The 6,853-nt window shown below is 48.9% G+C and carries 9 protein-coding genes; 2 read left to right on the top strand and 7 right to left on the bottom strand.

All coding sequences use genetic code 11. The annotated features are described in order from the left end of the window. Window positions 1-205 precede the first annotated feature (205 nt). Window positions 206-739, top strand: coding sequence for a gamma carbonic anhydrase family protein (locus CSR04_RS03515; protein ID WP_102794825.1), 534 nt, complete (start codon window positions 206-208; stop codon window positions 737-739). Here CSR04_RS03515 and aroE read toward each other — a convergent pair. After that, complete coding sequence (gene aroE, locus CSR04_RS03510) at window positions 730-1,551, bottom strand: shikimate dehydrogenase (protein ID WP_102794824.1); 822 nt, start codon at window positions 1,549-1,551, stop codon at window positions 730-732. The two genes, CSR04_RS03515 and aroE, sit on opposite strands and share 10 nt — an antisense overlap. A gap of 13 nt (window positions 1,552-1,564) precedes the next feature. Here aroE and CSR04_RS03505 point away from each other — a divergent pair, with 13 nt between their 5' ends. Further along, window positions 1,565-1,990, top strand: coding sequence for a group II truncated hemoglobin (locus CSR04_RS03505; protein WP_102794878.1), 426 nt, complete (start codon window positions 1,565-1,567; stop codon window positions 1,988-1,990). On the opposite strand, the gene hemF is transcribed toward CSR04_RS03505, so the two are convergent. From hemF to CSR04_RS03475, 6 genes are read right to left on the bottom strand one after another with little or no spacing between them, the layout of a single operon-like run. Beyond that, window positions 1,981-2,904 carry an oxygen-dependent coproporphyrinogen oxidase gene (hemF, locus tag CSR04_RS03500; protein WP_102794823.1) on the bottom strand — a complete coding sequence of 308 codons (924 nt, stop codon included), beginning with the start codon at window positions 2,902-2,904 and terminating at the stop codon, window positions 1,981-1,983. The genes CSR04_RS03505 and hemF overlap by 10 nt on opposite strands. Window positions 2,905-2,913: 9 nt before the next feature. Next, entirely contained in the window at window positions 2,914-3,480 is a 567-nt protein-coding gene (gene tsaC / locus CSR04_RS03495; RefSeq protein WP_102794822.1) for an L-threonylcarbamoyladenylate synthase type 1 TsaC, read from the bottom strand. Window positions 3,481-3,528: 48 nt separating this feature from the next. Beyond that, entirely contained in the window at window positions 3,529-4,080 is a 552-nt protein-coding gene (locus CSR04_RS03490; protein WP_102794821.1) for a DNA topoisomerase family protein, read from the bottom strand. Between the two features lie 60 nt (window positions 4,081-4,140). Then, a complete protein-coding gene (locus tag CSR04_RS03485; protein ID WP_102794820.1) occupies window positions 4,141-4,617 on the bottom strand; it encodes a DUF494 family protein in 477 nt (158 codons plus the stop codon). 1 nt (window position 4,618) lies between these two features. Then, entirely contained in the window at window positions 4,619-5,731 is a 1,113-nt protein-coding gene (gene dprA, locus CSR04_RS03480; RefSeq protein ID WP_102794819.1) for a DNA-processing protein DprA, read from the bottom strand. Window positions 5,732-5,752: 21 nt separating this feature from the next. Beyond that, complete coding sequence (locus CSR04_RS03475; protein WP_102794818.1) at window positions 5,753-6,826, bottom strand: LysM peptidoglycan-binding domain-containing protein; 1,074 nt, start codon at window positions 6,824-6,826, stop codon at window positions 5,753-5,755. Window positions 6,827-6,853 lie beyond the last annotated feature (27 nt).

The raw sequence follows: 6,853 nt of genomic DNA, 5'->3' as shown, positions 1-6,853 counted from the left end.
CGCTCCTTGAATCTTCCTGCCTTCCTGGCTGACTGGGAAGCCTTTCTGCCTGCCCCGTCGAAGTGGTGCGCATTCTAGAGATTTCCGCACAACCGTCAACAGGTTTTTTAAGAAAATTTATCGTTTGGCGAGTTATTGAGCATTTAAGGCATTAAACGTCCATTTTTGCTACTATTCCTCTGTTCAAACAGCGGAAAAGAGTGAAATGAGCTTAGGATTTTATAAGAAGGCATATCCCAAACTTGGCAAGAATTGCTACGTTGATGACAGTGCAGTATTAAAAGGTGACATTGAATTAGGTGATGACAGCAGTATTTGGCCATTAGTTGCGGCCCGCGGTGATGTCAATCATATCCGCATTGGTGCTCGCACTAATGTTCAGGATGGTACCATACTACACGTAACGAGGAAGTCGACGCAGCATCCGGCTGGGTATCCGCTGATAATAGGCGACGATGTCACTGTCGGTCATAAGTGTATGTTGCATGGCTGCACACTGGGCAACCGTATCTTAGTGGGAATGGGCGCCATTATTATGGACGGCGCCATCGTTGAGGATGATGTGTTTATTGGTGCCGGTAGTCTGGTGCCACCAGGTAAAGCTCTCGAATCAGGCTATCTATATGTAGGCAGCCCGGTTAAACAGGCCCGCAAACTCACCGAAGCCGAGCAGACCTTTCTTAAACAATCTGCCATTAATTATGTGGAGCTAAAAGACGATTACCTGGCTCAGGCTTGAGAAAGCGACATCCTTAATGCCTGACGAACTGGTTGTGTGTCAGGCATAATCCCACGCCACAAGTAGAAACTTTGCGCCGCCTGCTCCACCAGCATGCCAAGGCCATCCAGGGTCATGCTTGCTCCTTGCTGTTGGCACCAAAGATTAAACGCCGTGTCTTCTTTACTGTATACCATGTCGTAGCACACCGGCTTATTAACCATATAAGCAGCATCTATGTTGGGGGAATCACCTGATAAGCTCGCTGATGAGGCATTGATAATAAGATCAAAGGAAGTATCGGGAATATCATTCAAACCACTGCCGGTAACCCTGGCAAACGAAGGGACGTGTTTAGCCAGGCTTAATGCTTTCTCTGCAGTACGGTTAGCAATATGCAACGAGGCAGGGGTTTGTTCCAGGATAGGTAACACCACGCCTCGGGTTGCGCCACCTGCACCAATGATCAGGATCTTTTTACCTTGCAGTACCACACCATGAAATAGCAGGTCTTTGACCAGCCCAATACCATCGGTATTGTCTCCCAGTAGCTTTCCATCCTGGTAAATTAATGTATTCACCGCACCGGCTTGCCTGGCCGCCGGTGAAAGCTGTTCGACCAGCTTAAAAGCCTGTTCTTTGAAAGGTACTGTGACATTAGCGCCTCGCCCACCAGATGCAATGAAGGTACTTACACTTTCCGCAAAGCCGTCCAAGGGTGATAAGATCGCAGCATAGTGCAAAGATTGCCCGGTTTGCTCGGCAAACATCTTATGAATAAAAGGTGACTTGCTATGCGCAATGGGATTACCGAAGACTGCGTATTGATCCATGGTATTAAAAAAGATGACAGATTGGCTTGCGAGCCTAACCCAGAAACAGGCTAACGACAAACCCACCAGCCTGTATGACCTGATTGGTGGTAAAGACACAACCTACAAACTCTGCCATCGCTTCTATGACATTATGCAAAGCGACCCGAAAGCCAGCGAGTTATTGGCTATTCACCAAGCGGACTTAACCCAGACCAGACAAAAGTTCTATGAATTTATGAGCGGCTGGTTGGGCGGGCCACCTTTATTTGAGCAAAAGTACGGGCATCCCAGGCTCAGAGCCAGACACTTACATGCAAAGATTAATCAACAGATGATCAATCAATGGCTGTATTGTATGAATCAGGCATTAGAGGATTGTGTGGCGGATTCACGGCTGCGCCAGGTTATCTGGCAGAATCTGGTGCCTCTGGCGCAGCATATGAAAAATCAGGACTGAGGCTCAGCCAACCAGTCAACAGCTTTAAGATAATGTTGATAAAGCTGGTCTTCACGGCTACCCGGCAAAGGTGAATAGTCATATTCCCAGCGGGCCAGCGGTGGCATCGACATCAGAATAGACTCTGTGCGGCCACCGGTTTGCAAGCCGAACAAAGTGCCACGGTCGTATACCAGATTAAATTCTACATAACGGCCACGCCGGTATAACTGAAACTCTCGCTCCTGATCACCAAAAGCCAATTGTTTACGACTTTCAATAATCGGCACATAAGCATCGAGGTAACCATTACCTACCGCTTGCATAAAAGCGAAGCTCTTCTCAAAGCCCCACTCATTGAGGTCATCAAAGAACAGCCCCCCCACACCGCGAGTCTCACCCCGATGTTTAAGGAAGAAGTAGTCGTCACACCACTTTTTATACCTCGGATAAACATCTTCGCCAAATGGCTGGCAAAGGTTACGAGCGACATTGTGCCAATGCAGCACATCCTCTTTGAAGGGATAAAAAGGTGTCAAATCAAAACCACCACCAAACCACCATACCGGTGCTTCACCTGCTTTTTCCGCCACAAAAAAGCGTACATTAGCATGTGAAGTGGGCACAAAAGGATTGTGAGGATGTATTACTAAGGATACCCCCATGGCCTGAAAACTGCGGCCAGCCAGCTCTGGGCGGGCAGCCGTGGCCGAGGGCGGCAACTGCTGACCGAATACATGTGAGAAATTCACCCCCCCCTGTTCTATCACCTGGCCTTTACGCATCACCCGGGTTCTGCCACCGCCGCCTTCCTGACGCTGCCAGTTATCTTCAACAAAGTTACCTTTGCCATCAACCAGCTCCAGGGTCTGGCAAATACTATTCTGCAAGCCCAATAAAAATTGTTTAACCTGATCAAGATTAATTTGAGACATCTGCCGTTCCTATGCTCTGACGACCTGGCCGGTCAGTCCGTTGCGAATCTGTGTAGGTTGCGCCTGCTGACCCACTTCCCCCTGAACAATATGTACGCGCCCTGCAAAAATTCGGGCTACCTCTTCCACAGTTCGGGCCGGTTCCTGTCCAGCCAGATTTGCACTGGTCGACACCAATGGCTTATCGAGAAAATCACACAATGCCCTGACAACCGGGTGAGCAGACACGCGCACCGCAATCAATGGCGAACCACCGGTGATCCAATCCGGTGCCCGTTCAGATTTAGGTAACAACCAAGTATAGGGCCCAGGCCAACTGGAGATGATTTGGGTGCGCCGGTCCATGGGAATAGCGTTGTCATTTACGTAGGGTAGTAGCTGGGAAAAATGACTGGCGATCAGGATGACACCTTTCTCCACCGGTCGCTGCTTTAACGCCAGAATGTTAAAAACCGCTGCCTCATTATCAGGGTCACACCCCAGGCCAAACACGGCCTCCGTAGGGTAGGCCAGCACCTCGCCCTGATAAAACACTCGGTGTAACTCAGCATCAATATTCAAAATGTGTTTACTCATTACCGTTTCACTAATTAGGCGGTATGTTAATAACAGAAGGTAGAAGTACTAATCACTGGCCATTTTATGTTGGCAAGCCTTCTGAGGGCAAATCAGCATATTGCCTTTTCGTACCATCAAGGGCCAGCTACAAACCGGACAGGTTTTGGTAACAGGTGGTAAGTTGAGTAGGTAACGACAATGGGGGTATTGGTCACAAGCATAGAAGCTTTTGCCAAACTTATTGGTGCGCCGCAGCAACTTACCTTTGTGGCAGACAGGGCATCCAAGCTGCTCGTCTTCTTGCTGCGCGAGTTTCTCTATATGGTGGCAATCAGGAAAGTTAGTACAGCCAATAAACAGACCAAAGCGCCCTTTCTTTACCGCCAGTGGTGAATGGCAGGCTGGACAGGCGGTCCCCTCGATCACTTTCACTTCATGGCTTTGATATTCATGCAGGGGCTTGCTGAAATGGCAAGCCGGGTAGCGACTGCAGCCTAAAAATGGGCCGCTTTTGCCGGAACGGATCTGCAGCTTAGCCTGACACTGCGGGCAACTACCATAAGCATGCTGCAGGGCATGTTCGTCGGCATTAAAAAGTGAGTGATCTATCTTTGACATAAGCGGATTATGTCATAATCGAGGCTCGCTTAATATCTAAGCGTTGTAGAAAAGGTACGACTAGTGCAGTGGGCCTTCTGGCTCCTCAAACAGCAGGTCTTCCATCTGGGCATAGGCATTTTCTTTGCCTGGCACATTAAACAGCACCATCAATACCACCCATTTGAGATCTTCCAGGCAAAATTCAGCAGCATCAATTTCCATTACCCTGTCGATAACCATCTCACGGGTACTGGCATCCAATACTTTGATTTGCTCAAGGAACATCAAGAAACCACGACATTCCACATCTAAACGCATCTCCTCTTCCTGGGTATAGATGCGAGTAACCGGCATGGCAGACATATGCGCCAGGTACGGATTGGTATCCGATTCCTGTAAGGCAGCCAATTTTTCCAGCCAGGATAATGCCTTGTAAATTTCATCATGATGAAATCCGGCACGCACCAATTCTTCGGTCAACTCGTCCTGATCGACACGAATTTCGGTTTCACTGTGGATGAAGTTCTCGAACAGATACATGAGGATGTCAAACATACTATTTTCCCCTCAATTTGACGTAACCACCGGGGACGGCAGCTACCAGGCCACGCAGCTCATATTCTAGTAATTGTGCAAGCACTTGTGTCACCGGCATGCCGCTGCGCTGTGCAATCACATCAATAGATGTGACTTCAAATTCTACACTAACCAACAATGGATCCTTTGCCAAGCCATTCCCGCTACTTTTTTCTGAGGACAGATGGCCCTGATTTTGAACTTCAAGAGCAAGATTTTGATATTCTTCGAGAATATCTTCAACAGCGGTCACCAGCTTAGCACCTTGTTTGATTAAATAATGACAACCCTCCGTTAGGGGATTGTATATATTTCCTGGAACAGCAAATACGTCCCGCCCTTGTTCCAATGCATAACGAGCGGTAATCAGTGAACCACTGCGCAGTGCAGCCTCAACCACCAGCGTACCCAGACTCAGTCCACTGATAATACGATTTCGTCTGGGAAAGTGCTCCGGTAAGGCGGATTGACCAGGTGCAAACTCAGACAACAGACAGCCACCACATTCACTGATTTGATTTGCCAGAGCAAGATGCCTGCGCGGATAAACGTTAGCCAGGCCAGAACCAAGTACGGCAATAGTCTTGCCATTAACCTTCAAAGCCCCTTTATGCGCCCAGCCATCTATACCCAAAGCAAGGCCACTGGTCACAATAAGCCCGGCGAGGGATAGCTGTCCGGCAAGCTCAAAGGCACTCTGCTGGCCACTGGAAGAAGGACTGCGACTGCCGACAATAGCAAGTTGAGGACAATCTAAAATATCAGCTTGCCCCTTTCCAAACAGCAAAAGTGGCGGGCGGGATAATTGCCTGAGCTGATTGGGATAGCGTTTGTCTGACAGAGGCAGAAGAAAATGTTGCGCGTCTTTGCTGAGCCAGTCTAACGAGTCGGCGATCCATCTTTGATTGGGGTTTTTCAGTTGTCGTATTTGCTCTTCATGTAACCCGCAGCGGTGCAACTGCTTAGCATCCCATTGCAAAAGCAACGGCAAATGCCCTCCTGTGTCTTGCAGGAGTTTTATCAACAGCTCGCCACTTAAGCCTGACATTTGATCCAACGTCAGCCAGGCCATCATATTGTCTTCGTTTGTCATGCCAGTCCCTGCAATGACCAATCAAGGGTGCGCGACTAGAGCACCCCGCTTAATGATTTTTGATGCCTTAACGATTAGCGCATAACTGGTGTTATCAAACACCTTAAAAATAACCAACTCCCCCACCTTTAGTGGTGGTGCGGTTAACACATCGTCATTTTCTACCATGCCAAACAGCCAACTATTGCTTTCTGCATATCTGGGCTTGTCAGCTTCATTAATTGTTGGACCTTGTTGGTAAATGCCCATCACTGTGCCAGCCTGAACATTTTGCTCTGCCCCCAAATCCAGGGCCACGATATCCAGCTTACCCATCAAATTGTGTTCCCGCAGATTGCCGATAATAAAACCGTGCACATCGGTTGCCGCCTGCAACTGCAGATCCTGCATGCCAGTGAGCCGGGCTTTAGCAGTCAGACGATCCCCTTGCACGGCCTCGAAATTGGCATCTTTTACATCTACCAGCATCAGGGCCTGCTGCTCTGTAGGTAACAGCGAGGCATCTGCTACATGGCGGACCTGCACACCAATAGGATTGTCCTGCATGTCATACAAGATATTTTGTTGACGTAACAGCATCATGGACGAGTCTGTTTCTCCCTGCTGTCCCACCACCAGGTCCCCGGTGGCATAACGCACACCGCCATCATAATCACCAAGCAACTTAGGCAAGGCTTCGTATTCTTCCTCTGCCATCACCAAGCCATGCTCGACAAAAGGCTCAATCACAGTCCAGGGCAACACCGCTATAGGGTCGACACTTTTCTCCAGGCGCTTGCCTGCAGGCGACAACTTGAATTCAGCCTTGGATTGGCCATTGCGATTGACCACTAGCATTGGCTCGCCATCCGCTCCCCACTCCAGTTTAAGTTCGTCCCCTGGATAGATCAGATGAGGATTCTTAATCTGCGTATTGTGTCGCCATAATTGCGGCCAAAGCCATGGCTGTTGCAGATATAGAGAAGAGATATCCCAGAGTGTATCTCCTTGCTTTACTACATAGGTTTTCGGCGCATCGGGTTTAATATCGACGGCCATACACCAGGCTGGCACGAGCCATAACCATACCAACCCAATTGACAACTTAAGTCGCATAAATCCCCCACTGAGCCTTGCATGCTC

Origin of the sequence: Bowmanella denitrificans, assembly GCF_002887595.1 — a bacterium.
GTDB classification, from domain to species: Bacteria; Pseudomonadota; Gammaproteobacteria; order Enterobacterales; family Alteromonadaceae; genus Bowmanella; species Bowmanella denitrificans.
Note: the sequence above shows the minus strand (reverse complement) of the source record. Positions and strands in the feature narration are given on the sequence as shown.